Origin of the sequence: Streptomyces sp. NRRL B-24085 (genome assembly GCF_001282115.1) — a bacterium.
GTDB lineage: Bacteria > Actinomycetota > Actinomycetes > Streptomycetales > Streptomycetaceae > Streptomyces.
This window is the reverse complement of sequence record NZ_LJBR01000147.1, coordinates 1-21832: the sequence shown is the minus strand read 5'-3', so window position 1 is coordinate 21832 and position 21832 is coordinate 1. Positions and strand designations below refer to the sequence as shown.

At 70.4% G+C, this 21832-nt stretch carries 23 protein-coding genes; 15 read left to right on the top strand and 8 right to left on the bottom strand.

Annotation, left to right across the window (positions count from 1 at the left end; translation table 11 throughout):
• Positions 1–165 precede the first annotated feature (165 nt).
• Positions 166–1746 (top strand): GMC oxidoreductase, encoded by a 1581-nt coding sequence (locus tag AOJ26_RS17915; RefSeq protein ID WP_053849314.1) that lies wholly within the window; start codon positions 166–168, stop codon positions 1744–1746.
• 19 nt (positions 1747–1765) lie between these two features.
• Here AOJ26_RS17915 and AOJ26_RS17910 read toward each other — a convergent pair whose 3' ends face one another.
• Positions 1766–3562 (bottom strand): AMP-dependent synthetase/ligase, encoded by a 1797-nt coding sequence (locus AOJ26_RS17910; RefSeq protein WP_053849313.1) that lies wholly within the window; start codon positions 3560–3562, stop codon positions 1766–1768.
• 293 nt (positions 3563–3855) lie between these two features.
• Here AOJ26_RS17910 and AOJ26_RS17905 point away from each other — a divergent pair, with 293 nt between their 5' ends.
• From AOJ26_RS17905 to AOJ26_RS17880, 6 genes are all read left to right on the top strand, one after another.
• Positions 3856–4653: a metallophosphoesterase family protein gene (locus AOJ26_RS17905; RefSeq protein WP_078959941.1), complete on the top strand. Its 798-nt coding sequence runs from the start codon at positions 3856–3858 to the stop codon at positions 4651–4653.
• 83 nt (positions 4654–4736) lie between these two features.
• Positions 4737–5177 (top strand): SRPBCC family protein, encoded by a 441-nt coding sequence (locus tag AOJ26_RS17900; RefSeq protein ID WP_053849311.1) that lies wholly within the window; start codon positions 4737–4739, stop codon positions 5175–5177.
• A gap of 123 nt (positions 5178–5300) precedes the next feature.
• Positions 5301–6458, top strand: a complete 1158-nt coding sequence (locus AOJ26_RS17895; protein ID WP_053849310.1) for an ArsA family ATPase — start codon at positions 5301–5303, stop codon at positions 6456–6458.
• Positions 6459–6515: 57 nt separating this feature from the next.
• On the top strand, positions 6516–6998 hold the full coding sequence (locus AOJ26_RS17890; RefSeq protein ID WP_053849309.1) for a DUF5304 domain-containing protein: 483 nt from the start codon (positions 6516–6518) through the stop codon (positions 6996–6998).
• Positions 6999–7065: 67 nt separating this feature from the next.
• The gene (locus AOJ26_RS17885; protein WP_007381458.1) at positions 7066–8019 is read left to right on the top strand and encodes an ROK family glucokinase; all 954 of its coding nucleotides are present in this window, start codon (positions 7066–7068) and stop codon (positions 8017–8019) included.
• A 109-nt stretch (positions 8020–8128) separates the two neighbouring features.
• On the top strand, positions 8129–8836 hold the full coding sequence (locus AOJ26_RS17880; protein WP_159044314.1) for an endonuclease/exonuclease/phosphatase family protein: 708 nt from the start codon (positions 8129–8131) through the stop codon (positions 8834–8836).
• Between the two features lie 6 nt (positions 8837–8842).
• Here AOJ26_RS17880 and AOJ26_RS17875 read toward each other — a convergent pair whose 3' ends face one another.
• The gene (locus AOJ26_RS17875) at positions 8843–9436 is read right to left on the bottom strand and encodes a hypothetical protein (RefSeq protein ID WP_053849307.1); all 594 of its coding nucleotides are present in this window, start codon (positions 9434–9436) and stop codon (positions 8843–8845) included.
• A complete protein-coding gene (locus AOJ26_RS17870; protein WP_053849306.1) occupies positions 9429–10208 on the bottom strand; it encodes an alpha/beta hydrolase in 780 nt (259 codons plus the stop codon). Before AOJ26_RS17870 ends, AOJ26_RS17875 begins: the two co-directional genes overlap by 8 nt.
• 147 nt (positions 10209–10355) lie before the next feature.
• On the opposite strand from AOJ26_RS17870, the gene AOJ26_RS17865 reads away from it, so the two are divergent.
• The 5 genes from AOJ26_RS17865 to AOJ26_RS17845 all read left to right on the top strand — a co-directional run bounded on the left by AOJ26_RS17865 (position 10356) and on the right by AOJ26_RS17845 (position 15236).
• A complete protein-coding gene (locus tag AOJ26_RS17865; RefSeq protein WP_053849305.1) occupies positions 10356–11150 on the top strand; it encodes a lysophospholipid acyltransferase family protein in 795 nt (264 codons plus the stop codon).
• Positions 11151–11189: 39 nt separating this feature from the next.
• Positions 11190–12416, top strand: a complete 1227-nt coding sequence (gene macS, locus AOJ26_RS17860) for a MacS family sensor histidine kinase (protein WP_053849316.1) — start codon at positions 11190–11192, stop codon at positions 12414–12416.
• Positions 12413–13087: a response regulator gene (locus AOJ26_RS17855; RefSeq protein WP_053849304.1), complete on the top strand. Its 675-nt coding sequence runs from the start codon at positions 12413–12415 to the stop codon at positions 13085–13087. Before macS ends, AOJ26_RS17855 begins: the two co-directional genes overlap by 4 nt.
• Positions 13088–13140: 53 nt before the next feature.
• Complete coding sequence (locus AOJ26_RS17850; RefSeq protein ID WP_053849303.1) at positions 13141–14169, top strand: 6-phosphofructokinase; 1029 nt, start codon at positions 13141–13143, stop codon at positions 14167–14169.
• Positions 14170–14240: 71 nt separating this feature from the next.
• Entirely contained in the window at positions 14241–15236 is a 996-nt protein-coding gene (locus tag AOJ26_RS17845) for a 2-hydroxyacid dehydrogenase (RefSeq protein WP_053849315.1), read from the top strand.
• On the opposite strand, the gene AOJ26_RS17840 is transcribed toward AOJ26_RS17845, so the two are convergent.
• On the bottom strand, positions 15188–17089 hold the full coding sequence (locus AOJ26_RS17840) for an anthranilate synthase family protein (protein ID WP_053849302.1): 1902 nt from the start codon (positions 17087–17089) through the stop codon (positions 15188–15190). The genes AOJ26_RS17845 and AOJ26_RS17840 overlap by 49 nt on opposite strands.
• Positions 17090–17198: 109 nt before the next feature.
• Complete coding sequence (locus AOJ26_RS45220; protein ID WP_071528813.1) at positions 17199–17255, bottom strand: trp operon leader peptide; 57 nt, start codon at positions 17253–17255, stop codon at positions 17199–17201.
• A gap of 96 nt (positions 17256–17351) precedes the next feature.
• On the opposite strand from AOJ26_RS45220, the gene AOJ26_RS17835 reads away from it, so the two are divergent.
• Both AOJ26_RS17835 and AOJ26_RS17830 read left to right on the top strand, forming a co-directional pair.
• Complete coding sequence (locus tag AOJ26_RS17835; RefSeq protein ID WP_053849301.1) at positions 17352–18704, top strand: class II 3-deoxy-7-phosphoheptulonate synthase; 1353 nt, start codon at positions 17352–17354, stop codon at positions 18702–18704.
• 147 nt (positions 18705–18851) lie between these two features.
• Positions 18852–19085: a (2Fe-2S)-binding protein gene (locus AOJ26_RS17830; protein WP_078959940.1), complete on the top strand. Its 234-nt coding sequence runs from the start codon at positions 18852–18854 to the stop codon at positions 19083–19085.
• Here AOJ26_RS17830 and bfr read toward each other — a convergent pair.
• Positions 19082–19561, bottom strand: a complete 480-nt coding sequence (bfr, locus tag AOJ26_RS17825; protein ID WP_053849299.1) for a bacterioferritin — start codon at positions 19559–19561, stop codon at positions 19082–19084. The two genes, AOJ26_RS17830 and bfr, sit on opposite strands and share 4 nt — an antisense overlap.
• 177 nt (positions 19562–19738) lie before the next feature.
• Between bfr and AOJ26_RS17820 the strand changes: the two genes are divergently transcribed.
• The gene (locus AOJ26_RS17820) at positions 19739–20371 is read left to right on the top strand and encodes a sulfite oxidase-like oxidoreductase (RefSeq protein ID WP_053849298.1); all 633 of its coding nucleotides are present in this window, start codon (positions 19739–19741) and stop codon (positions 20369–20371) included.
• 3 nt (positions 20372–20374) lie between these two features.
• Here AOJ26_RS17820 and AOJ26_RS17815 read toward each other — a convergent pair whose 3' ends face one another.
• Both AOJ26_RS17815 and AOJ26_RS17810 read right to left on the bottom strand, forming a co-directional pair.
• A complete protein-coding gene (locus AOJ26_RS17815) occupies positions 20375–20827 on the bottom strand; it encodes a DUF4396 domain-containing protein (RefSeq protein WP_053849297.1) in 453 nt (150 codons plus the stop codon).
• Positions 20828–20911: 84 nt separating this feature from the next.
• Positions 20912–21775 carry a deoxyribonuclease IV gene (locus tag AOJ26_RS17810; protein WP_053849296.1) on the bottom strand — a complete coding sequence of 288 codons (864 nt, stop codon included), beginning with the start codon at positions 21773–21775 and terminating at the stop codon, positions 20912–20914.
• Positions 21776–21832: the final 57 nt, after the last annotated feature.

Here is a 21832-nt window from a genome sequence, read left to right as displayed (position 1 = left end):
GATGGGGGAGCGGGGGCGGGAATGGGTCGAGGAGAAGTGGCGCTGGGACTTGTTGGCGGAAAAGTTGAAGACGCTGCTATAGCCGGAGGCGGATAATCCGCCCATGCTGCGGCCATGACAGCAAAACTGATGCAGCGTCAGCTGACTAGACGTCAGATCCTTGGTATGGCCGCCCTTCAGACGGCGGCCACTCTCGGCTTCACCCGCGTCGGGCTCGGGTCGGCCCGTGCGGAGGAGCCCGCCGCGGTCGAGTCCGCGCCCGCCATCGTCGTCGGCTCCGGCTACGGCGCCTCCGTGGCCGCCCTGCGTCTCGGGCAGGCCGGCATCCGCACCCTCGTCCTGGAGATGGGACGGCTGTGGAACACCGCCGGTGCCGACGGCAAGGTCTTCTGCAACACCGCCGACCCCGACCAGCGGTCCATGTGGTTCCGCACCCGCACCGAGGCCCCGCTGGCGACCTTCCTGTGGCTGGACGTCGTCAACCGGGACATCACCCCGTATCCGGGCGTCCTGGACCGCGTCCGCTTCTCCGACATGTCCGTCTTCGTGGGGCGCGGGGTCGGCGGCGGCTCCCTGGTCAACGGCTCGATGGCGGTCACCCCGCTCCGGTCCTGGTTCGCCGAGCAGTTCCCGACCGTGGACAGCGCGGAGATGTACGGGACGTACTTCCCGCGCGCCCGCGCCATGCTCGGCGTCAACACCGTCGATCCGGCCTGGTTCGAGTCGACCGAGTGGTACAGGTTCAGCCGGGTCTCCCGGAAGCACGCCGCCAACGCCGGTCTGAGGACCACCTTCGTGCCCAGCGTCTACGACTTCGGCCACATGCAGCGCGAGGCCGCCGGCACCGCCCCCAGGTCCGCCCTCGGCCAGGAGGTCATCTACGGCAACAACCACGGCAAGAAGAGCCTCGACAAGACCTACCTCGCCTCCGCCCTCGGCACCGGCAACGTCACCATCCACACCCTGGAGAAGGTCACCGGCATCAGCCGGGCGAGCGACGGCGGTTGGGTGCTGAGCGCCGACCGCATCGACATGACCGGCGCGGTCGTCGAGACCAAGCAGTACGGCTGCACCTATCTGTTCCTCGGCGGCGGCAGCCTCGGCACCAGCGAACTCCTGCTCCGCTCACGGCAGTCGGGCACTCTCCCGGCGCTGGACGCCAGTGTCGGGGCCGGCTGGGGGCCCAACGGCAACGTGATGCTCGGCCGGGCCAACCACCTGTGGGACACCGTCGGCGCCAACCAGTCGACCATGCCGGTCATGGGCATCGACGACTGGGCCAACGCCGACAACCCCGTCTTCGCCGAGATCGCGCCTCTACCCACGGGACTGGAGCACTGGGTCAGCCTGTACCTGGCGATCACCAAGAACCCGCAGCGCGCGGCCTTCTCGTACTCCGGCGGCGCTCTGCACCTGAACTGGAGCGCCGCACAGAGCGCCGTCTCCTCCGGCATGGCCAAGAAGCTCTTCGACCGGATCAACTCCGCCAACGCGACCATCTACCGGTACGACCTCTTCGGCTCCCCCAGCAGGGTCTTCGCCGACGACTTCACCTACCACCCGCTGGGCGGCTGCGTGCTGGGCAGGGCCACCGACAACTACGGCCGGGTGAAGGGCTATTCCCGGCTGTACGTCACCGACGGCTCGCTGATCCCCGGCAACATCGGGGTGAACCCGTTCGTCACCATCACCGCGCTCGCCGAACGGACGATGGCGCGGGTCCTCGTGGAGGACACCGCGCCATGACGTTCCGTCAGAAGGCCTGCTACTTGGCGTAGATGGCCTCGATCTCGGCCGCGTAGTCCTTGGCCACCACGTTCCGCTTGAGCTTCAGCGACGGCGTGAGGTGGCCCGTCTCCTCCGTGAACTGGGAGGACAGAATGCGGAACTTCCGCACCGATTCCGCCTTCGACACCGCGGCGTTGCCGTCGTCGACTGCGGCCTGGATCGCCGCGTTCAGGTCCGGGTCCCCGGCCAGCGACGCCGCGGTGGAACCCGCCGGCTTGCCGTGCTCCTCGGCCCAACGGCCCAGGAACTCCTCGTCGATGGTGACCAGCGCGCCCACGAACGGCCGCCCGTCGCCCACCACCATGCACTCCGCGACCAGCGCGTGGGCCCGGATGCGGTCCTCGATCACGGCCGGGGCGACGTTCTTGCCGCCCGCGGTGACGATGATCTCCTTCTTGCGGCCGGTGATCCTGAGGTAGCCGTCTTCGTCGAGGGTGCCGATGTCACCGGTGTGGAACCAGCCGTCGGTGAGCGCCTCGGCGGTCGCGGTCTCGTTGTTCCAGTACCCCTTGAACAGGTGCTCGCCGTGCAGCAGCACCTCGCCGTCGTCCGCGATCCGGATCACCGAGCCCGGCAGAGGCTGGCCGACGGTGCCGATCTTCGTGCGGTCCCAGGGGTTGAAGGCGGTCGCGGCGCACGACTCGGTCAGGCCGTAGCCCTCCAGGACCGTGAAGCCGATGCCGCGGAAGAAGTGCCCGAGCCGCTCGCCGAGCGGGGCGCCGCCGGAGATGGCGTACTCGCCCCGGCCGCCGAGGACCGCGCGCAGCTTGCTGTAGACCAGCTTGTCGAAGGTCTTGTACTTGATCTTCAGACCGAGCGACGGGCCCGACGGGGTGTCCAGCGCCTTGCTGTAGGCGATCGCCGTGTCGGCGGCCTTGTCGAAGATCTTGCCCTTGCCGTCCGCCTGCGCCTTGGCGCGCGCCGAGTTGTAGACCTTCTCGAAGACGCGCGGGACGCCGAGGATCAGCGTCGGCCTGAAGGACGCCAGCTCGTCGGTGAGCTGTTTGATGTCCGGGACCATGCCCAGCTTGATCGGCGCCATCATCGGCGCGATCTGCACCAGCCGGCCGAAGACGTGCGCGAGCGGCAGGAAGAGCAGGACCGAGCACTCACCGGTGCGGAACAGCGGGCGCAGCCGCTCCACGATGTTGCCGCACTCCGCGAAGAAGCTGCGGTGGGTGAGCACACAGCCCTTGGGGCGGCCGGTGGTGCCGGAGGTGTAGACGATGGTCGCCGGGTCGTCGGCCTTCGCCAGCGAGCTGCGCTCCTCGACGGCCGCGTCGCTGATGTCCTTGCCCGCGCGGCCCAGCTCCTCGACCCCGCCGCCCTCGATCTGCCAGACGTGCTTGAGGGCGGGCAGCTGCTCGCGCACCGACTCCACGGCAGCGGCGTGCGTGTCCAGCTCGACGACACAGGCCGTCGCACCCGAGTCGCCGAGGATCCACTGGATCTGCTCCGGCGAGCTGGTCTCGTACACCGGCACGGTGACGGCGCCCGCGCTCCAGATCGCGAAGTCGAGCAGCGTCCACTCGTAACGGGTGCGGGACATCAGACCGACCCGGTCGCCCGGCTGGACCCCGGAGGCGATGAGCCCCTTGGCGGCGGCGTGCACCTCGGCCAGGAAGGCCGTGGCCGTCACGTCCTGCCACTGACCGCCCACCTTGCGGGCGATGACGGCGACGTCGGGATGCTGCGCGGCGTTTCTACGGACGATGTCGGTGAGATTGCCGTCCGCAGGGACCTCGTACAAAGCCGGAAGGCTGAACTCGCGCAAGACTGCTGCTCCTCATAGGGCGCCGGCGCCACGACGTTGTGTGATGCGACGGTCGGTCCAAGGCTCGGGCAGGTGCTCAGGGATTCATCAGTTGAAGGCTGAGCACGACTGGACTGCCCGGACGTTACCCGTCGGTATGGCTTCTTCGACAGGGGGGTCCGACGAGATGTTCGCTGCGTCACACGGATTGGGGTTCTTCGCGCACAGTAGTCCACCTGTTTAATGACTGGCCAGTAACCGCAGGCCCGGTCGGCACTGTTCACGTATGCCGCACAGGCCTACTCTTGATCGTCATGGCACCCACACCGGCCGGAAACCGGAAGACACGCGTCCATGTGGTCAGCGACGTGCACGGCAACGCCCGTGACCTGGCCAGAGCCGGCGAGGGTGCCGACGCCCTGATCTGCCTCGGCGACCTGGTGCTGTTCCTGGACTACGCCGACCACTCGCGCGGCATCTTCCCCGACCTGTTCGGGGTGGAGAACGCCGACCGGATCGTGGAACTGCGCACCGCCCGCCGCTTCGAGGAGGCGCGGGAGCTCGGGAAGCGGCTGTGGGCCGGGATCGGCGCCGACCGCGCCTCCGTGATCGAGAAGGCGGTACGCAAGCAGTACGCCGAGATGTTCGCCGCGTTCCCGACACCGACGTACGCGACCTACGGCAATGTCGACATGCCGCCCTTGTGGCCCGAGTACGCCGGACCCGGTACGACCGTGCTCGACGGCCAGCGGGCCGAGATCGGCGGCTGGACGTTCGGCTTCGTCGGCGGCGGTCTCAGGACGCCCATGCGGACGCCGTACGAGATCAGCGACGAGGAGTACGCGGCCAAGATCGAGGCGGTCGGCGAGGTGGACGTGCTCTGCACGCACATCCCGCCGGAGGTGCCGGAACTGGTCTACGACACGGTGGCACGGCGGTTCGAGCGGGGCAGCCGGGCGCTGCTGGCCGCGATCCGCCGCACCCGGCCCCGCTACTCGCTGTTCGGCCACGTCCACCAGCCGCTGGTCCGGCGGATGCGGATCGGGGCGACCGAGTGCGTGAACGTGGGGCACTTCGCCGGGAGCGGCAAGCCGTGGGCGCTGGAATGGTGAGTCCGTCCGCGCGGTAGCCTTCACGCTGCACAGACGTGCGTACCACCCTTCCTCACCGGACCGTATCTGGAGGAGCCACGGCGATGGCGGAACACACCAGTTCGAGCATCACGATCGAAGCTGCGCCGGCCGACGTCATGGCCGTGATCGCCGACTTCGCCCGCTACCCGGACTGGACGGGTGAGGTGAAGCAGGCGGAGGTGCTCTCCACGGACGCGTCCGGCCGCGCCGAGCAGGTCCGGCTGGTCATGGACGCGGGCGCCATCAAGGACGACCAGGTCCTCGGCTACACCTGGACCGGCGAGAACGAGGTCTCCTGGACGCTGGTCAAGTCCCAGATGCTGCGTCAGCTCGACGGCTCGTACGTGCTGAAGCCGGCGGGGGCGGGGTCCACGGAGGTCACCTACCTGCTGACCGTCGACGTCAAGATCCCGATGCTGGGGATGATCAAGCGCAAGGCGGAGAAGGTCATCATCGACCGGGCGCTGGCGGGGCTGAAGAAGCGGGTCGAGTCGGGGCAGTAGGGGTACGCCGGTTCGCTGTCGGCTGCGGGCCGGTGGGGGCTGATCGCGCAGTTCCCCGCGCCCCTGGGTGGGTACAGCTGGGCGTGCTCTGACAGCACTGGCCGTCCGTTACGGTTCACCCCTATGCGCACCATCCTGATCACCGGCCCCGGCGGCAGCGGCCGTACCACCGTCGCCGCCGCCACCGCGCTCGCCGCCGCCCGCGAGGGCACCCGCACCCTGGTGCTGAGCGCCGACCGCACCGACACCCTCGGCGCGATCCTCGGCACACCGACCGGCGCGACCCCCGCCCAGGTCTCGGAGCACCTCACCGCCTGGCGCCCCGACGCCACCGCCGGTTTCCGGGACGACCTGGCCGCGTTCCAGGACCGCGCCTCCCACGTGCTCGACCTCCTCGGCGCCTCCCGGCTCGACCCCGAGGAGGTCACCCCCCTCCCCGGCGCCGAGGAACTCACCCTGCTGCGCGCCCTGCGCGACGCGGCCCTCTCCGAGCGGCACGAACTGCTCGTCGTCGACCTGCCGCCCGTCCCGCAGGCCCTCGCCCTCCTCTCCCTCCCCGAGGAACTGCGCCGCTACCTGCGCCGGCTCCTGCCCGCCGAGCGCCAGGCGGCCGCCGGCCTGCGTCCCGTCCTCGGGCGGCTCGCGGGCGTCCCCATGCCCTCGGAGTGGCTGTACGAGACCGCCGCCCGTTGGGACACCGAGCTCGGCGCGGTCGAGGCCGTCCTCGCCGACCGGCAGGCCGTCGTGCGCCTGGTCGCCGAACCAGGCCCCGCCGGCTCCGACGCCGTACGCGCCGCCGGCCTCGCCCTCGCCCTGCGCGGCCTGCGCCCCGACACCCTGGTCGCCAACCGCGTCGTACCGGAGGACTGGCCCCCGGGACTCGTCGCCCAGCAGCGCAAGGCACTGGACGAGTGGCGGGAGGCCCACGACGTCCGGACCGTCCCGCACCTCGGCCACGACCCGCGCGGCGGCGACGACCTCGACGCCCTCGGCGTCCCGGGAGTCAACGCGACGACCTCCACCGTCGAGTGGCCCGTCGTCGACCAGCTCGCCGAGGACGGCGTCCTGGTGTGGCACATCCCGCTGCCCGGCGCCGTGCGCGACGAGCTCGACCTGGTCAGGCGCGGCGACGAACTCGTCGTCAGCGCGGGACAGTTCCGCCGGATCGTCCCGCTGCCCTCGGCCCTGCGCCGCTGCACCGTCGCCGGCGCCGCCCTGCGCGAGGGCGAGCTGCGGATCAGGTTCGCGCCGGACCCGGATCTGTGGCCCCGCACCCCGTGAACCCGGTACGCCCATTCGGGTAACGTCGGAGGGACGAACCGTAGTCAGGAGTCCGTCATGAGCGAAGAGCTCCCCCCGTCCGACGCCGCGGACCGCGAGCCCGTGGACGCCGTGGACGAGGTACGGGCGACCGACGCCGACGCGTGGGCGACGGCGGTCGCGGAGGACCTGGAGGCGGAGAAGGCCCGCCGCCGCACCCAGTACGGCCCGCCCCCGGGCTCGGCCGCCGAGGAGCTGCGCAAGCTCGTCGACAACGTCGCCGAGAAGCTGTCCGGCCTCCAGTCCCCGCTGCTCGGAGGCCTCGCCGGGCCCGCCGCCCAGCAGATGGTCAGGCAGGTCGTGCAGCAGGCCAAGGCCGCGGTCGAGCCGGTCATAGAGCGCAACCCGGACGTCTTCGACCACCTCGCCGCTGCCGGTGGCGAACTCCTCGCCGCGTACCGCTCCGCGGTCCAGGCGCAGGAACAGCGCTGGAGCCGGCGGGACGACACCCTGCGCGACAAGGGCGAGGACCCCGGTCCCGAGCGCATCGATCTGGACTGAAACCCCCTGACGGCAGGGCCTCGGGTACGGTTGGCCGTAGCGGGGCTCGACCGAAACTGAGGGATTCATGGGACTCACCATCGGCGTCGACATCGGCGGCACGAAGATCGCGGCCGGCGTGGTCGATGAGGAAGGCAACATCCTCTCGACCCACAAGGTGCCGACCCCGGGCACGGCCGAGGGCATCGTGGACGCGATCGCCTCGGCGGTGGAGGGCGCGCGTGCCGGGCACGACATCGTGGGCGTGGGCATCGGTGCGGCCGGATACGTCAACCGCCAGCGCTCGGAGGTCTACTTCGCCCCCAACATCCACTGGCGCAACGAGCCGCTGAAGGAGAAGGTCGAGACCCGGGTCGGCCTTCCGGTCGTCGTGGAGAACGACGCCAACGCGGCCGCGTGGGGCGAGTACAAGTTCGGCGCGGGCAAGGGCCACCGCAACGTCATCTGCATCACGCTCGGCACCGGCCTCGGCGGCGGCATCATCATCGGCAACAAGCTGCGCCGCGGCCACTTCGGGGTGGCGGCCGAGTTCGGCCACATCCGCATGGTCCCGGACGGCCTCCTGTGCGGCTGCGGCTCACAGGGCTGCTGGGAGCAGTACGCATCCGGGCGGGCGCTGGTGAGGTACGCCAAGCAGCGCGCCAACGCCACCCCGGAGAACGCCGAGATCCTCCTCGGTCTCGGTGACGGCAGCCCCGACGGCATCGAGGGCAAGCACATCTCCATGGCCGCCCGGCAGGGCGACCCGGTCGCCGTCGACTCCTACCGCGAGCTCGCCCGCTGGGCCGGCGCGGGCCTCGCCGACCTGGCCTCCCTCTTCGACCCGTCCGCCTTCATCGTCGGCGGCGGCCTCTCCGACGAGGGCGAACTGGTCCTGGACCCGATCCGCAAGTCCTACAAGCGCTGGCTGGTCGGCGGCAACTGGCGCCCGGTGGCGGACGTCATCGCGGCCCAACTGGGCAACAAGGCGGGGCTGGTGGGCGCGGCCGACCTGGCGAGAGAGCCGGACCCGATCATGTAACGGTGACTGTGCTTTTTCAGGGGCGCGGGGAACTGCGCGACCAGCCACAGCGAACCGGCAGTCGCACACCGACCTCGCGCCCCTCTTCATGGGGCGTAGATTGATCCACATGGTTCCGGTCAAGGTCCTGAGCTACAACATCCGCTCCATGCGCGACGACACAGCTGCCCTCGCCCGTGTCATCAGTGCCTGCGCACCAGATCTCGTGCTGATCCAAGAAGCCCCGATCTTCTTCCGCTGGCGCAAGAAGCTCGCGCGGCTGGCGTCGGCCTCGGGGCTGGTCATCCTCACCGGCGGCGGCACCGCCGCGGGCCCCGCGATCCTCTGCAACCTCCGCGCCACCGTGGAGCGCACCGAGGACGTCCTGCTCCCCCTCACCCCCGGCCGGCACCGCAGGGGCTTCGCCACAGCCGTCGTCCGCTTCGGCGCCGCCCGCCTCGGCGTCCTGAGCTGTCACCTGTCCCTGCACAACGACGAGCGCTACGACCAGGCGGGCATGCTCCTCGACCGCCTCGCGGGCCTGGGCGTGGACCACGCCGTCGCGGGCGGCGACCTGAACGAACGCCCCACCGGCCCCGCCTTCGCCCGGATCGCGGACGGCCTCCAGGACTGCTGGGCGACCAGCCCCACCGGCGGCGAACACACCTGGACCCGCACCGAACCCCACCAGCGCATCGACGCGATCTTCGCCACCAAGGGCATCGAGGTGCTCGGCTGCGGAGTCCCGCTCGGTCTGCCCGGCATCACCGAGACAGACCTGAGGGCGGCCACCGACCACCTTCCGGTCCTGGCCACCCTCCGCGTACCCGCGAGCTGATCCCGACTAGACGACGGCCCCCCGGCCGGGATCCTCGTCGTCCTCGTCGTCGGCCCGCATCCGCGTCACCAGGGTGACGAAGCCGCCCAGGAACCCGCCGATCCCGACCGTGGCCAGCCACCACGTCATCTCCCAGCCGAGCAGCACCGCGACCAGCAGCAGGACCGGCCCGCCCAGCACCCCGAGCCAGGCGAACTTCGCCGTGGTGTCGGCGGCGGGCAGCGGCGGCGGCTCCGGCGGCACGAAGTGCCCCTCGTCGTCCTCCTCGAAGTCGTCCTCGGACGGCTCCGGCGCACTGTAGTCACGCGGCCCGACACCGGGCGCGAAGGAGACGGAACCGCCCAGCGGCTTCGCCGGCTTCTCGTCCTTCTTCGCCTTCGGCTCCGTCTTCTCCGCCGCCGTCGGCTCGTCGTTGGTCTCGGTCTCCAGCAGCGCGAGGTCCTCGACCGACTTGAACGGCTTCGTGCCCGGCGGGTCCTGCGGCTCCTCGCCGTACCCGGCGACGATGGCCGCCCACGCGGCCTCCTCGTCGAACGGGACGCGCTGCTCCTCGGGCTCGTGGCCCTCGCGGTCTTCGCGGTCGGAGTCGTGCTCAGCCACGGGCGGCCGTCCCTTCACTGCCGATGCCGGTGGTGTGCCGGCCGATGAACGCGAGGCTCTCGTCGAAAATCCGCTCCGCGTCATGGTCCAACGTCGCCACGTGGTAGCTCTGTTCCAGCACGATCTCGGTCACGTCCGTCGACGACACCCGGCTCAGCACGCGCGCGGAGTCGGCCGCCGGCACCACGTGGTCCTGGGTGCTGCGCAGCACCAGCAGCGGCTGGGTGACCTGCGGCAGCTCGCCGTCGACCTGCCGGAAGAAGGTCCGCAGGGAGTGCGCCGCGTGCAGCGGCACCTTGTCGTACCCCAGCTCGACGCTGCCCTCCTTCTTGATGTCGCTGGCGATCCCGGGCGCCGTACGCACGAAGTGCCGGGCCACCGGAAGGGCGTAGGGCGCGAGGCCGTGCATGCGGTTCGCCGGGTTGACGACCACGACACCGCGCACCGCGTCCCCGTGCTTGGCGGCCAGCCTGAGGGCCAGGGTGCCGCCCATGGACAGACCGGCCACGAACACGGAGGTGCAGCGCTCGGTGAGGGCGCGCAGCTCGCGGTCCACCTCGGCGTACCAGTCCTGCCAGCCGGTGAGGGCCATGTCCTGCCAGCGGGTGCCGTGCCCCGGCAGCAGCGGCAGGGAGACCGTCAGGCCGTGCGCGGCGAGGTGCTGGGCCCAGGGCCGCAGTGACTGGGGGGAACCGGTGAAGCCGTGGCAGAGAAGGACACCGGCCTCCCCGCCCTCATGGCGGAACGGCTCGGCTCCGGGGAGGACCGGCACCTAGGTCTCCTGTTCATGAAAGAAGCGTGAGCAAGTCCAGGTGAGGTTCACCGTACGCGACCGCACTGACACCGACCAGGGCCGTCGGTCTGTTCGCCGGGGCTCCGGGTTAAGGTCTGAACGACAGACACAGGAGGCACTCGGTTGTTGTACGGCACGATGAAGGTCGCCATCGGAGGGCCACTGAAGGTCGCCTTCAGGCCCTGGGTGGAAGGCCTGGAGAACATTCCCGCCGAGGGCCCCGCCATCCTGGCGAGCAACCACCTGTCGTTCTCCGACTCGTTCTTCCTGCCCGCGGTCCTCGACCGCAAGGTGACCTTCATCGCGAAGGCCGAGTACTTCACCACGCCCGGCGTGAAGGGCCGCCTCACGGCCGCCTTCTTCAAGGGCGTCGGCCAGCTCCCGGTGGACCGCTCCGGAGCGCGCGGCGCCGGCGAGGCGGCGATCAGGAGCGGCCTCGACGTCCTGGAGCGCGGCGAGCTGTTCGGGATCTACCCCGAGGGCACGCGCTCGCCCGACGGGCGTCTGTACCGCGGCAAGCCCGGCGGCCTCGCGCGCGTGGCGCTCGCCAGCGGCGCCCCGGTGATCCCGGTCGCCATGATCGACACCGAGAAGATCCAGCCGCCCGGCAAGGTCATGCCCAAGCTGATGCGCCCGGGCATCCGTATCGGCGAGCCCCTGGACTTCAGCCGCTACCAGGGCATGGAGCACGACCGTTTCGTGCTGCGCGCGGTGACCGACGAGGTCATGTACGAGATCATGAAGCTCTCCGGCCAGGAGTACGTCGACATCTACGCGACCGCGGCCAAGCGGCAGCTCTCGGAAGCCGCCAAGGCGGAGAAGGCGGCCAAGGCCGAGAAGGCGGCCAGGGCGGCCGCGGCGAAGACCGAGCCGACTGCCGCGACGGCCGGGAAGGACAAGCCCGGCACCTCCGCGTCCTAGGATCCTGGGACACGGCGGCCCGGGCCGGGGGTGGGGGAGATGGCCAAACAAGTACGCGTCATGCGCATGTCGGTCGAGCAGCCGCTGTGGCGTGCCCTGACCGGCTACCGGGTGCTCACCATGCTGTACGCGGTCGGCCTCTTCGCCACCGAGTACGACGAGTTCGACCGGCCCGGCATCGCCATCGCCTACTACGTCGTCCTGTGCGTCTGGACGCTCGCCACACTGCCCCGCGTCCAGAACGCGGCCGCGTGCACCAGGCGCTTCCTCGCCGTCGACCTCGCGATCGCGCTCACCGGCATCGTCCTGACCCCGCTGGTCGTCAACCAGCACCACATCGACAGCGGCGGCCCCACCCTGCCGTCGATATGGACCGCCGGTTCCGTCCTCGCCTTCGCCATCAAGGGCGGCTGGCGCTGGGCCGCGCTCGCCTCCACGCCGGTCGCCGCCGCCAACCTGATCGAGCGCGGCCACCCGGCCCGCGACACCGTCCACAACGTGATCCTCGTCTGGGTCGCCTCCATCGCCATCGGGTACGTCGTCGAGGTCGCCCGCGCCTCCGAGCGCACCCTCGCCCGCGCCCTGGAGATCGAGGCGGCGACCCGGGAGCGCGAGCGGCTGGCCCGGGACATCCACGACAGCGTCCTCCAGGTGCTCGCCATGGTGCAGCGCCGGGGCGCCGTGATCGGCGGCGAGGCGGCCGAGCTGGGCCGCATGGCCGGCGAGCAGGAGGTGGCCCTGCGCACCCTGGTCTCCGGCGGCCTGACCTCCGTGTCCCGGGTGTCGTCGGACGCGTCCCAGGGAGCGGTCGTGCACGTCGTCGACGACGAGCCGGACGGCGGGTCGGTCGACGGGCCGCTCGACCTGCGCGCCCTGCTCGCCCCCTACGCCTCGGCGAAGGTCTCCCTCGTCGAACCCGGCGCCCCCGTTCCGCTGCCCCCGCCCGCCGCGCGCGAGCTGGCCGCGGCCGTGGGGGCCGCCCTGGACAACGTGCACCGGCACGCCGGTGACCACGCGCGCGCGTGGATCCTCGTCGAGGACGAACCCGACGAGGTGATCGTGACCGTGCGGGACGACGGCCCCGGCATCCCCGAGGGCCGGCTCGCGCAGGCCGAGGGGGAGGGACGGCTCGGGGTGGCCCAGTCGATCCGGGGCCGGCTGCGCGACCTCGGCGGCAGCGCCGAGCTGATCTCGCCTCCGGGGCAGGGCACGGAGGTCGAGCTGAAGGTACCGAAGGTCTCCCGGGGGAAGGCAGGACAGCGATGAGCGACAAGGACCCGATCAAGGTGATGGTGGTCGACGACCACCCCATGTGGCGCGACGCGGTCGCCCGGGACCTGGCGGAGTCCGGCTTCGACGTGGTCGCCACCGCCGGCGACGGCGACCAGGCCGTACGCCGCGCCAAGGCGGCCGGCCCCGACGTGCTGGTGCTCGACCTGAACCTGCCGGTGAAGCCCGGCGTCCAGGTCTGCAAGGAGCTCGTCGGCCACAACCCGGCCCTGCGCGTCCTCGTGCTGTCGGCGAGCGGCGAGCACGCCGACGTCCTGGAGGCCGTGAAGTCGGGCGCGACCGGCTATCTGCTGAAGTCGGCGTCGACGGAGGAACTCCTGGACGCGGTCCGCCGTACGGCCGTCGGCGACCCGGTCTTCACGCCGGGCCTCGCCGGCCTGGTCCTCGGCGAGTACCGCCGCCTCGCCTCCGACCCCGCGCCCGCCTCCGACCCCGACCAGCCGAAGGCCCCGCAGCTCACCGAGCGCGAGACCGAGGTGCTGCGCCTGGTCGCCAAGGGCCTGAGCTACAAGCAGATCGCCGAGCGTCTGGTGATCTCCCACCGCACGGTCCAGAACCACGTCCAGAACACCCTCGGCAAGCTGCAACTCCACAACAGGGTCGAACTCGTCCGCTACGCCATCGAACGGGGCCTCGACGACGAGTGAGACGGGCGTCACACTGACCCTTCGTCAGGCACCTGCGGCGAAGGGACCTTTCCATGCGCGTCGGAGTACTGACCGGAGGCGGCGACTGCCCCGGCCTCAACGCCGTCATCCGGGCCATAGTGCGCAAGGGCGTACAGGAGTACGGCTATGACTTCACCGGCTTCCGGGACGGCTGGCGGGGTCCACTGGAGGACGCCGTCGTGCGTCTCGACATCCCGGCCGTCCGCGGCATCCTGCCCCGCGGCGGAACCATCCTGGGCTCCTCCCGCACCAATCCGCTGAAGCAGGAGGACGGCATCCGCCGCATTCAGGAGAACCTGGCCGCGCGGGAGGTCGAGGCGCTCATAGCGATCGGCGGCGAGGACACCCTCGGTGTGGCGGCCGAGCTGTCCGACCGGCACGGCGTGCCCTGCGTCGGCGTACCGAAGACCATCGACAACGACCTCTCCGCCACCGACTACACCTTCGGCTTCGACACCGCGGTCGGCATCGCCACCGAGGCCATCGACCGGCTGCACACCACCGCCGAGTCCCACATGCGGGTCCTGGTCTGCGAGGTGATGGGCCGTCACGCCGGCTGGATCGCCCTGCACTCCGGCCTCGCGGGCGGCGCCAACGTCATCCTCATCCCCGAGCAGCGCTTCGACGTGGACCAGGTGTGCGCCTGGATCACCTCCCGGTTCAGGGCGTCGTACGCCCCGATCGTGGTCGTCGCCGAGGGTGCCGTGCCGAAGGACGGCGACATGGTGCTCAAGGACCAGTCGCTCGACTCCTTCGGCCATGTGCGGCTGTCCGGCGTCGGCGAGTGGCTGGCCAAGCAGATCGAGAAACGCACCGGCAAGGAGGCCCGCACGACCGTCCTCGGGCACATCCAGCGGGGCGGCACCCCCAGCGCCTTCGACCGCTGGCTCGCCACCCGGTTCGGACTGCACGCCATCGACGCCGTCCGCGACGGCGACTTCGGCAAGATGGTCGCCCTGCGCGGCACCGACATCGTGCGGGTGCCGATCGCGGAGGCGACGGCGCAACTGAAGACGGTGGATCCGAAGCTGTACGAGGAGGTCGGGGTCTTCTTCGGCTGAGACCGACCCGGCACGGTGGGGTTGTGGGCCGTATATTCGGCCCATAACCCACCAGAAGGGATGGCGTGTCCGTGGAGATCCTGGCGTTCGGTGTGCAGGCCGACGAGCAGCCCCTGATCGAGAGCGCGTTCGCCGGGCATCACGAGGTCCGCTGCCTGGACGTCTTCCTCAACGAGGACACCGCCCCCATCGCGGCCGGCTACGAGGCCGTCTCCACCAGCGTCAACGCCGAACTCGGCGCCCGCGTCCTGGAGGCCCTCGCGGCCGGCGGCACCCGGATGATCGCCCAGCGCTCCACCGGCTACAACAACATCGACCTCAAGGCCGCCGAGCGCCTCGGCATGACCATCGCCCGCGTCTCGTACTACTCGCCGTACTCGGTCGCCGAGTTCGCCTGGGCCCTCGCCATGGCGGTCAACCGCCGTGTCGTGCGCGCCTCCACGCGTACGCGTGACTTCGACTTCCGCCTCGACGGACTGATGGGCCGGGACATGCACGGCCGTACCGTCGGCGTCCTCGGCACCGGCAAGATCGGCGAGGCCTTCACCCGGATCGCCCACGGCTTCGGCATGCGGCTGCTCGGCTGGGACGTCGCCGAGAACCCCGCATGCCGGGAGCTCGGCATGCGGTACGTCCCGAAGGAGCAGCTCCTCGCCGAGTCCGACCTGATCACCCTGCACGTCCCGCTGATGCCGGAGACCACCCATCTCCTCGACGCCGACGCCCTGAAGTCGATGAAGGACGACGCGATCCTGGTCAACTCCAGCCGCGGCGGCCTCATCGACACCGCGGCCCTCGTCACCGAACTGCGCGCCGGCCGCTTCGCGGGCGTCGGCCTCGACGTGTACGAGGCGGAGGCGGGCCTGTTCTACGTCGACCGCTCCCTGGAGGCCATCGAGGACGACACCCTGGCCCGCCTGGTCACCTTCCCGAACGTCCTGGTCACCTCCCACCAGGCCTACTACACCGAGGACGCCGTCGGCCAGATCATCGACGCCACGGTGAGGAACGTCCTCGACTACGAGGCGGGCCGCCGCTCCGAGAACGTCCTGGTGCCCCGTAGCTGAGCCACCAGCTCCCGTACGACCGAGGCGCCGTTCAGCGTCAGCACCGACTCCGGGTGGAACTGCACGCCGGCGAAGCCCGGCCCGCGCAGGGCGTGGACCTCGTGGGTGCCGCTCCGGCTCACCTCGATGCCGTGCGCGGCCAGCTCCCGGGCGGCCTCGTCGTCGCAGTGCGCCACGAAGCTGTTGTAGAAGCCGACGGTCTCCGGCCGCCCGAACAGGTCGACGGTCGTCTGCGCCCCCTGGTACGGCACCTCCTTGCGGACGATCCCGAGCCCCAGCTCGGCCGCGATCAGCTCGTGCCCGAGGCAGACGCCGAGCACGCCGTGCCGGTGGCCGCGCAGGACGTCGGCGGTCAGGGCGCGCAGGAACCGCATCTTGGGATCGTCGAGGTCGGCGGGGTCACCGGGACCGGGGCCGAGCACGACCGGGCCCTCGTGGGCGAGCACGGCGTCCTTGAGGCCCGGTTCGTCGTAGCGCCGGACCGTCACCTCCAGCCCGCCGGAACGCAGCACGTGCGCGAGCATCGACGTGAAGGTGTCCTCTCCGTCGACCACCAGAGCGTGCCCTTCGAGGTCGTCCGACCGCTCCTGCATCCGCAGCCAGAAGGGGGCGAGGCCGGCCCGCCGCCCGTCGAGCGCTGCACGCACGCGTGGGTCGTCGGCGAGGCTCACGCGCGCGTGCTCCGCACGGGGCCGGGACGGCCGTACGCCGAGAGCGGTCAGCACGCCCGCCGCCTTCGCGTGGGTCTCCGCGACCTCGCTCGCCGGGTCAGAACCGCGCACGAGCGTCGCGCCGACCGGCACCCTGAGATGTCCCTCGGCGGAGATGTCCGCCGTGCGGATGAGGATGGGGGAGTCCAGGGTCTGCGCCCCGGCAGACCCTTCGGGCCCGCCAGCCGCGTACCGGCCGAGCAGCGCCAGCGCGCCCGCGTAGTAGCCGCGCCCGTCGATCTCATGCCGCTCGATGACCCGGCAGGCGTTCTGCACGGGCGAACCGGTGACGGTCGCCGCGAACATGGTCTCCTTGAGCACCTCCCGCACGTCCAGCGATGACCTGCCGCGCAGTTCGTACTCGGTGTGCGCGAGGTGCGCCATCTCCTTCAGCCGCGGCCCGATCACGACCCCGCCCATGTCGCCGACGGTGCACATCATCTTGAGCTCCTCGTCGACGACCATCGACAGCTCCTCGATCTCCTTGCCGTCGGCGAGGAAGCCGAGCAGGTGCTCCGGGGTGGGGCCCTCGGCCGGATAGCGGTACGTCCCGCTGATCGGGTTCATGACGACGGTCCCGCCGGTCATCCGGACGTGCACCTCGGGGCTCGCGCCGACCAGGGTGCGCTCGCCGGTGTGGACGAGGAAGGTCCAGTAGGCGCCCCGCTCGCCCACCAGGAGCCGCCGGAACAGCGCGAGGGCGTCCGCGCGGCAGAATCCCGGGATCTCGCCCTGGTATGTGCGCCGGATCACGAAGTTGGCGCCCTCGCCGCGCCCGATCTCCTCGCGCAGCACGCGCCCGACGATCCGGGCGTACTCCTCGTCGGGGACGTCGAAGCCGCCGTTGACGACGCGGACGTCGTGCGCGGGGAGCTGGTCGAGGGCCTCCCGCAGGGACAGCGAGCAGGTCTCCTCGGGCGTCAGCACCGTGAGCGGGGTCCCGTCGTCCCGTACGTCGAAGCCGCGCTCGCGGATCTGGCGGAAGGGGACGAGCGCGAGCCCCTCGTCGGGCAGGTCGGCGAGACGGTCGTAGTCCCTGACCGGGCCGACGAGCAGTTCGACGGTGTTCTCGTCGTGGCCGGGGGTGCGGCGGCGGATCAGTGCGAACGGGCGGTCGTCACTCGTCAGACGTGTCAGGTCCATGGTTCCTCAGCTCTCGATGAGTCAGTGACTCGATGTCGGTGAGGAACGACCCCGGAAACGCCGAAGGCCGCCCCCCGGGCGGCCTTCGCGAAGTCTTGCGTACGCGCAGTCAGTGGGCCGCCGGATGAGCGGTCCACCACCAGTTCTGGGTCGAGTGCGCGAACATGGGCCGCACCCTACCCCATGTCCGCGGAGTGTTTCCGGTGTCTCATTTGCTGGGCACGGCCCTGGAGCCCCGACCCGACCCCTTAGGGTTGACGTCGTGACCGTGAACGCTAAGACCAGCGCCAGCGCTGGCAACACCTGGCGAGACCTGCCCGCGGCGCAGCAGCCCGAGTACCCCGACACCGAGGCTCTGCGCGCAGTGATCGCGGACCTCGAGTCGTATCCGCCGCTCGTCTTCGCGGGCGAGTGCGACCAGCTGCGCGCCCGGATGGCGGCCGTCGCCAAGGGAGAGGCGTTCCTCCTCCAGGGCGGCGACTGCGCCGAGGCCTTCGACGCCGTGTCCGCGGACCACATCCGCAACAAGCTCAAGACCCTGCTCCAGATGGGCGCCGTGCTGACGTACGCCGCCTCGGTGCCGGTCGTGAAGGTCGGCCGGATCGCCGGCCAGTACTCCAAGCCGCGCTCCAAGGGCACCGAGACCCGCGACGGCGTGACGCTGCCGACCTACCGGGGCGACTCGGTCAACGGCTTCGAGTTCAACGAGAAGGCCCGCGTCCCGGACCCCGAGCGCCTGAAGCGGATGTACAACGCCTCCGCGTCCACGCTCAACCTGGTGCGCGCCTTCACCACCGGCGGCTACGCCGACCTGCGCCAGGTGCACGCCTGGAACCAGGACTTCGTGAAGTCGTCCCCCTCCGGCCAGCGCTACGAGCAGCTCGCCCGGGAGATCGACCAGGCGCTGAACTTCATGCGGGCCTGCGGGACCGACCCGGAGGAGTTCAAGACCGTCGAGTTCTACTCCTCGCACGAGGCGCTGCTGCTCGACTACGAGTCGGCGCTCACCCGCGTGGACTCGCGCACCGGGCGGCTGTACGACGTCTCCGCGCACATGGTGTGGATCGGTGAGCGCACCCGGCAGCTCGACCACGCGCACATCGAGTTCGCCTCGCAGATCCGCAACCCGATCGGCATCAAGCTCGGCCCCACGACCACGGCCGAGGAGGCGCTGCAGTACATCGAGCGCCTGGACCCCGACCGGGAGCCCGGCCGGCTGACCTTCATCGTGCGCATGGGCGCCGACAAGGTCCGCGACAAGCTGCCCGAGCTGGTCGAGAAGGTCACCGCCTCCGGTGCCACCGTGGCCTGGGTGACCGACCCGATGCACGGCAACACCTTCGAGGCGGCCTCCGGCCACAAGACCCGCCGCTTCGACGACGTGCTCGACGAGGTCAAGGGCTTCTTCGAGGTCCACAAGGGCCTCGGCACCCACCCGGGCGGCATCCACGTCGAGCTCACCGGTGACGACGTCACCGAGTGCGTGGGCGGCGGCGACGAGATCTTCGTCGACGATCTGCACCAGCGCTACGAGACGGCCTGCGACCCGCGGCTCAACCGCAGCCAGTCGCTCGACCTGGCGTTCCTCGTCGCCGAGATGTACAGGGACCAGTGACAGGGGCACCTGTTACCAGCACGTGAATGGGGCGCGGATCACATACGATCCGCGCCCCGCTCCACTTTTGCGGCTCCTGAGCGCCGGGTAAGGTTAGGTTAGCCTCACCGATCAACGGGACGGCAACACTGATCAGCCCCTCGGGAGGTGAGCCGCGTGTACATCTGCAGTTGCTTCGGCGTCACCGAGCAGCAGGTCAAGCAGCACGCGGCGGACGGCGCCTGCACCCCCCGCCAGATAGCCTCCGCCTGCAAGGCGGGCACCGACTGCGGTTCCTGCGTACGGCGCATCCAGGCCCTCCTGGGCCGCGGGGCGTGCCCGCGGGGCGAACTCGCCGAGCAGGCCAAGCCCGCCCTCGCCGCGCTGGACGAGGCCGCCTAGCTCTCCGGCTGCTCGATCAGCTGCGCGATGTAGAGCGCCTCACCGAGCTTCTCCAGCAGTTCCAGCTGGGTGTCGAGATAGTCGATGTGGTGCTCCTCGTCCTCGAGGATCGACTCGAAGATGTTCGCCGAGGTGATGTCCCCCTTGGCGCGCATCACCTCGATCCCGCGCTTGAGGCGGTCGATGGCCTCGACCTCGATCTGCCGGTCGGCCTCGAACATCTCCCGGACGGTCTGCCCCACCCGCACGTGGAACAGCCGCTGGTAGTTCGGCAGCCCCTCCAGGAAGAGGATCCGGTCGGTGAGCACCTCGGCGTGCTTCATCTCGTCGAACGACTCGTGCCGCGTGTACTTCGCGAGCTTTGTCCAGCCGAAGTTCTCCTGCATCTTCGCGTGCAGGAAGTACTGGTTGATCGCGGTGAGCTCGCCCGTGAGCTGCTCGTTGAGGAATTCGATGACCTCGGGGTCGCCCTGCATCGCAGAGGCTCCTTCCAACCGTGGGGAACTGGCAGGCTGCGCCGCATCCTTGCACCGGCGAAGAAGATCGTCCAGTAAGTCTTCACTTAGTAAGTAAGGGCATGCTTAGTCCCATTTGGTACGTGTTGGGCGGCCCTTGGTCAGGTGCATCGCCTCGGGTCTGTCAGGATGGAAGGCATGGGTCAGCCGGTGGAGCGGGAGAGTGGAGGGGCGGCGCACACCGAGCTTCCGCCGGGGCAGCGACTACAGCGCGGCTGGCCCGTCACGCACTACGGCCCGGTCCCCAAGTTCCGGCCCGAGCGCTGGGAGTTCCGGGTCTTCGGCGCCACCGCGGACGACGAGAAGCACTGCTGGAGCCACGAGGAGTTCACGGCCCTGCCGTACACCACCGTCGTGGGCGACCTGCACTGTGTGACGAAGTTCAGCATGCTCGGCGCCGAGTGGGGCGGCATCCCCGCCCGCACCATCCTGGAGATCGCCCCGCCCGCGCCGACGGTCACCCATGTGATGGTGTGGGCCGAGTACGGCTTCAGCTCCAACCTGCGGCTCGCGGACTTCGCGTCCGAGGGCACCATCTTCGCCACACACAAGGACGGGGAGCTGCTGACCGCCGAGCACGGGTTCCCCCTCCGGCTGGTCGTCCCCCATCTGTACGCCTGGAAGGGGCCCAAATGGGTCCGTGGCGTGGAGTACATGACCGCCGACCGGCGCGGTTTCTGGGAGGAGCGCGGCTACCACAACGTCGGCGACCCCTGGAAGGAACAGCGCTACTCGTACCAGGAGGAGCCGGGGGACGGCCCCGAGCTGTGAAGCTCAGTGGGCGTGGTGCTGGTGGACCACGGCATGTCCCTTGCCGCGGCCGATCATCCACTTGTTGACCGGCACGGTGACGACGAAGGCGACGGCCAGCGAGATCGCCAGTGACACCCAGAACAGCAGGTCGGCGAGTTCCGCGTCCATGGCGTTCGGCCACAGGGCGATCACGCCGTTGTCGATCAGCTCCATCACGGCGATGGACAGGGTGTCGGCGGCCAGGGCCACCCGCAGCGCGGCCCGGAAGTCCAGGCCGGCCTTCAGGGCTCCGCGCAGGGTGAGGGAGTAGCCGAAGAAGAAGGCCAGGACGACGGCCAGTACGGTCGTCGCCAGGTTGCTCCAGCCCAGCGCGGTGCCGATGACCATGCCGAGCACCTCGCCGATGGCACAGCCGGTGAGGCAGTGGAGGGTGGCCTGGACGGCGACGGACCATCCGTGCGACTGGTGCTGCATGAGTACCCCCAATGTCAGGTGACGGTTCCTGTGCTCAGTAGCAACCGTATACCCCCCAGGGGTATTCCCGTACCGTCTGGCGCGTTACCCGTCCCGGAGTTTCTTCAGGCGCTCCACGTCCGCCGCGTGGCCCTCCTTGCCGCCGGGCGTCTCGATGATCAGGGGGACGTCCTCGGTGGCGGGATGGGTCATCAGGGCCCGGAACGGGTCCTCGCCGATGTGGCCGGAGCCGATGTTCTCGTGACGGTCCTTGTGGGCGCCGACCACGTCCTTGGAGTCGTTGGCGTGGATCAGCTTCAGCCGGCCCTCGCCGACCGTGTCCACCAGCAGGTCCAGCGTCTGGTGCATACCGCTCGGCCCGGTCAGGTCGTGGCCGGCGGCGAAGATGTGGCAGGTGTCCAGGCAGACGCCCAGCTTCGGGTGGGCGTCCAGGGCCTCGAAGTAGGGGCCGAAGTCCCAGGTCCGTGAGCAGAGCGAGAAGCCCTGGCCGGCCGTGGACTCCAGGAGCAGGTACGGGTCGTCGTCGTGGGTGAGCTCGTCGAGGAGGGGAAGCAGGTGCTCGCGCACCTGCTTCAGGGCCACGGAACGGTCCCGGCCGCCCGTCGCGCTGCCGGTGTGCACGACGACACCGAGCGCGCCGATCTCGCGCCCGCGGCGGAGGGAGTGCCGGAGCGAGTCGACCGACCTCTCCACGGTCGCCTCGGTGTGCGAGCCGAAGTTGATCAGGTACGGGGCGTGGACGTACGCCGGGATTCCCTCGTCGGCACACGCCTCGCGGAACGCCTCGTCCTGCTTCGGGTTTCCCGCGGGGGTGGCCCAGCCGCGCGGGTTGGCGACGAAGACCTGCACGGTCTCGGCGTTCAGGTCACGGGCGTAGGAGAGTCCCACGGAGTTCAGACCGCCGGCCACGGGCACGTGGCCGCCGACGGGGTTGCGCTGTGATGTCACCGGTCAAGGGTGCCATTGCCTGCGGCGCTGGGGTGGTGGGGGGTGCGGGTCGGGTAG

Bases quoted from the DNA above. Each gene is read 5' to 3' on its own strand.
- AOJ26_RS17880 (WP_159044314.1), top strand. From the start codon at position 8,129: ATGGTTCCGGTCAAGGTCCTGAGCTACAACATCCGCTCCATGCGCGAC.
- AOJ26_RS17915 (WP_053849314.1), top strand. From the start codon at position 166: ATGGCCGCCCTTCAGACGGCGGCCACTCTCGGCTTCACCCGCGTCGGG.
- AOJ26_RS17820 (WP_053849298.1), top strand. From the start codon at position 19,739: ATGGGTCAGCCGGTGGAGCGGGAGAGTGGAGGGGCGGCGCACACCGAG.
- AOJ26_RS17855 (WP_053849304.1), top strand. From the start codon at position 12,413: ATGAGCGACAAGGACCCGATCAAGGTGATGGTGGTCGACGACCACCCC.
- AOJ26_RS17890 (WP_053849309.1), top strand. From the start codon at position 6,516: ATGAGCGAAGAGCTCCCCCCGTCCGACGCCGCGGACCGCGAGCCCGTG.
- AOJ26_RS17815 (WP_053849297.1), bottom strand. From the start codon at position 20,827: ATGCAGCACCAGTCGCACGGATGGTCCGTCGCCGTCCAGGCCACCCTC.
- bfr (WP_053849299.1), bottom strand. From the start codon at position 19,561: ATGCAGGGCGACCCCGAGGTCATCGAATTCCTCAACGAGCAGCTCACG.
- macS (WP_053849316.1), top strand. From the start codon at position 11,190: ATGGCCAAACAAGTACGCGTCATGCGCATGTCGGTCGAGCAGCCGCTG.
- AOJ26_RS17840 (WP_053849302.1), bottom strand. From the start codon at position 17,089: ATGGACCTGACACGTCTGACGAGTGACGACCGCCCGTTCGCACTGATC.
- AOJ26_RS17885 (WP_007381458.1), top strand. From the start codon at position 7,066: ATGGGACTCACCATCGGCGTCGACATCGGCGGCACGAAGATCGCGGCC.
- AOJ26_RS17850 (WP_053849303.1), top strand. From the start codon at position 13,141: ATGCGCGTCGGAGTACTGACCGGAGGCGGCGACTGCCCCGGCCTCAAC.
- AOJ26_RS17905 (WP_078959941.1), top strand. From the start codon at position 3,856: ATGGCACCCACACCGGCCGGAAACCGGAAGACACGCGTCCATGTGGTC.
- AOJ26_RS17900 (WP_053849311.1), top strand. From the start codon at position 4,737: ATGGCGGAACACACCAGTTCGAGCATCACGATCGAAGCTGCGCCGGCC.
- AOJ26_RS17895 (WP_053849310.1), top strand. From the start codon at position 5,301: ATGCGCACCATCCTGATCACCGGCCCCGGCGGCAGCGGCCGTACCACC.